The organism is Candidatus Magnetaquicoccus inordinatus (assembly GCF_004217665.1).
GTDB classification, from domain to species: Bacteria; Pseudomonadota; Magnetococcia; order Magnetococcales; family Magnetaquicoccaceae; genus Magnetaquicoccus; species Magnetaquicoccus inordinatus.
On the sequence record NZ_RXIU01000315.1, the window covers coordinates 1 to 2,924 of the forward strand.

Sequence of the window (2,924 nt, forward strand, 5' to 3'; positions counted from 1 at the left end):
CGTCCCAAATTGTCGGCAATTCTCTTTTCCTAAGCAGAAAAAAGCCGGAGTGGTCCACTCCGGCTTTTTCAGAACCCTGTTGGCCACACTGCTCTTGGAGCAAAGGGGTCATGAACGCCCTTTGTGACTGCAAGATGGCATATTGCTGTGGCGCAGCGCTCAGACATCCACTCTTAAAATGTTTGCACCACCAGGCCATCGCGCAATTTTGGTTCAAACCAAGTCGATTTGGGGGGCATAATCTGTCCGGCATCGGCTACAGCCAATAGTTCACTCAGACTGGTGGGACAGAGGGAAAAGGCGGCGGCCATGCTGCCGCCATCAACCAGCTCCTGCAACGCGGCTGTACCACGTACTCCACCAATAAAATCAATGCGTTGATCACGACGAGGATCGACAATTCCCAAAATCGGTTGCAACAGATAGCGATCCAACAAAGCCACATCCAAGGAGGCGATGGGATCACTCTCATCGATCCATTTTTGCTCCAGGGATAATTGATACCACTGTTTGTCCACATAGAGACCAAAGGTATGGCGTTCTTTGGGGGCGACGGCAGTGGCTGCAGGGGCAACATGAAAATGTTGCTGGACGGCTTGCAAAAACTGGGTGACGGATAGTCCGCGCAGATCTTTGACCACACGATTATAATCGAGAATCTGCAACTGTTTATCGGGGAAGATCACCGCCAGGAAGCGATCCGCTGCGGGTTGACGCTCGGCGACACGTGCGGCGGCAGCCGAGCGGTGATGCCCGTCGGCAATATAGAGACGCGGCTGTTGTTCAAAGAGCTCCACCAGTTGTGCAATCAGTGCCTGATCCGAGATGACCCATAAGGCATGATGGACCCCATCATCGGCCAAAAAGCTTTCATCGGGGGGAGAGGCGTTTTGTATCTGTTGGATCAGCGCGTCTAATGGTTCGGCATGGCGGTAAATGAGGAAGACGGGACCAGAGTGGGCGGAAAGCACTTCAGCCAGTCGGGTGCGATCGTTTTCTTTATCTGGACGGGTCAATTCATGTTTGCGAATACGATTGTCACGATAGGCGGCTATGGAGGCGGCGGCCACAACACCGGTTTGTACGCGCTCTTTATAGGTCAATTGATAGATATAGAGGCACGGTGAGCTGTCTTGTTGCAAAATACCTTGCTCTTTCAGGGAGTCAAAGCGCTGCGCAGCGGTTTGATAGACCTGTTCGTCATAGGGTGAGAGCGCGCTGTCCAAAGCGATTTCCGCTTTTGAGACATACAGAAAGGAGTGGGGATGATCCTTGACCAACAGGCGCGCTTCCTGACTGGAGAGCACATCATAAGGTGGGGCGGCAACTTCGGAGGCCAGACCGGGCCGTGGACGCCAACCGGCAAATGGTTGAATCAGTTTCACGATATTTGCTTTCATTACTTAAAGTGAAGAGTGTTTATGCAATTCTGTGTCGAGAGCCTGTTCCAGAAGGTGGATGGATTGACGCAGTTGTTCGAAAATAGCATCGGCCTGGGTAAGATCTTTGATGCGTCCCGCCTGTTCCAGTTGAAAGGCCAGAGCGTAGGCGAGCGTGGCTTTGCCAAAGGCACCCGAAGCACCTTTCAGGGAGTGAGCCGCTTCGCGAACCAGGTCATGGTCCTGTTGTTGGATACCTTTCCAGATGCGTTGCAACTGTTTTGGTGCATCCTGGCGGTAGAGATCGACAATTTCTCCTAACAATGACCAATCATTTTCGACAGTTTTAAGCAGCAGATCCATGTTCAGACCCACATCCACCGGGGGCAGAGGGGTCGTGTTTTCCGAGGTGGGGTCAGGGGTGGCGCTCTCTACAGGGTCAGGACTCGGTCTGTTGCGCTTTGCAAGCAACTGCTCCATCTCGGCAAAAAGCAGATTGGCCTGCACCGGTTTGGGGTGAAAACCATCCATGCCGACCTGCATGGCGCGTTGGCGGTCGCTCTCTTCATTGAGTACCGTGACCGCGATGATGGGCACGCTGGGTTGTTGTTGCCTCTTTTCCCACTCTCTGATGGCTTCGGTGGTGGCAAAACCATCCATTCCGGGCATGCGAATATCCATCAAGATGATGTCAAAGCGCTGATCTTTTTGTGTGGCAGCGTTTTGCAGCAGAGCAAGGGCCTCTTCCCCCTGGTTGGCTACGGAGATGCGGTGTGCACGCAAGCTGAGCAGTCGGCACATCAACTTTTGCGTAAAGGGATTGTCTTCCACCAACAGAATATGCAGTGGAGGGGTGGCACTCTCCTCACGCAAGGGGGGAGCCGTCGTCTTATGCTCCTGGTTGTGGTATGGCAGAAAGTGGGATCCCGCAGCGGGCAACAGGGTAGGGGTGGCTGCCACGACAGAGTTCAGCAAGGCTGAAAGCGTTTCGTTTGCCATTTGGATCTGTTGCAAATGCGGTTGCAGGGTAGGCGACGGGTTCAGGTCGTGCAAGCGCTGCAGTTGCGTCTGAATCAGCGCAACTTGTTGCAAAAAGGTGTCCCGTAGTTGATTAGAGGGCCAATCTTCCAGCACAATTACTCCTCATTGCCGCTTCAGGGGAAGAGAGAATCATAGTTCTGCACATATTGTTCCACCTGTCGGAGGATATGTTCCAGTTGATCCATGAGCAAGAGTGCTTGTTCCCAGTCGTTTTTAGCCACCGTTTTTTCCAGGGTGTTGGCGGCTGTGGACAGGGAGGTTGCGCCCATGTTGGCACTGGCCTCTTGGAGTTCAAAGGCGGTATCATGCAGCAGTTCGGCATTGCGGTCACGGATGCACTGCCACAAGCGATCGAGCAATTCGCGCACTGAAGCAGGAAATTGCTGGAGCAATTCGCGCACCATACCATCATCTTCCCCGAAGAGTTGGCGCAGTTGTTGGATTTCGATAGCCGGTTGGGTATGGGCACCTTTGGGCATCCAATATTGCAGTTTTTTCAGGAGA

The 2,924-nt window shown here is 53.2% G+C and carries 3 protein-coding genes; all 3 read right to left on the bottom strand.

The features are described 5' to 3' along the window. Nucleotides 1-173: 173 nt before the first annotated feature. On the bottom strand, nucleotides 174-1,385 hold the full coding sequence (locus EJP87_RS15120; protein WP_130472693.1) for a DUF1015 domain-containing protein: 1,212 nt from the start codon (nucleotides 1,383-1,385) through the stop codon (nucleotides 174-176). Between the two features lie 18 nt (nucleotides 1,386-1,403). Beyond that, the gene (locus EJP87_RS15125) at nucleotides 1,404-2,513 is read right to left on the bottom strand and encodes a response regulator (protein WP_130472694.1); all 1,110 of its coding nucleotides are present in this window, start codon (nucleotides 2,511-2,513) and stop codon (nucleotides 1,404-1,406) included. 20 nt (nucleotides 2,514-2,533) lie between these two features. Further along, on the bottom strand, nucleotides 2,534-2,924 hold a 391-nt coding region (locus EJP87_RS15130; protein WP_227657678.1), incomplete at its 5' end, for an Hpt domain-containing protein.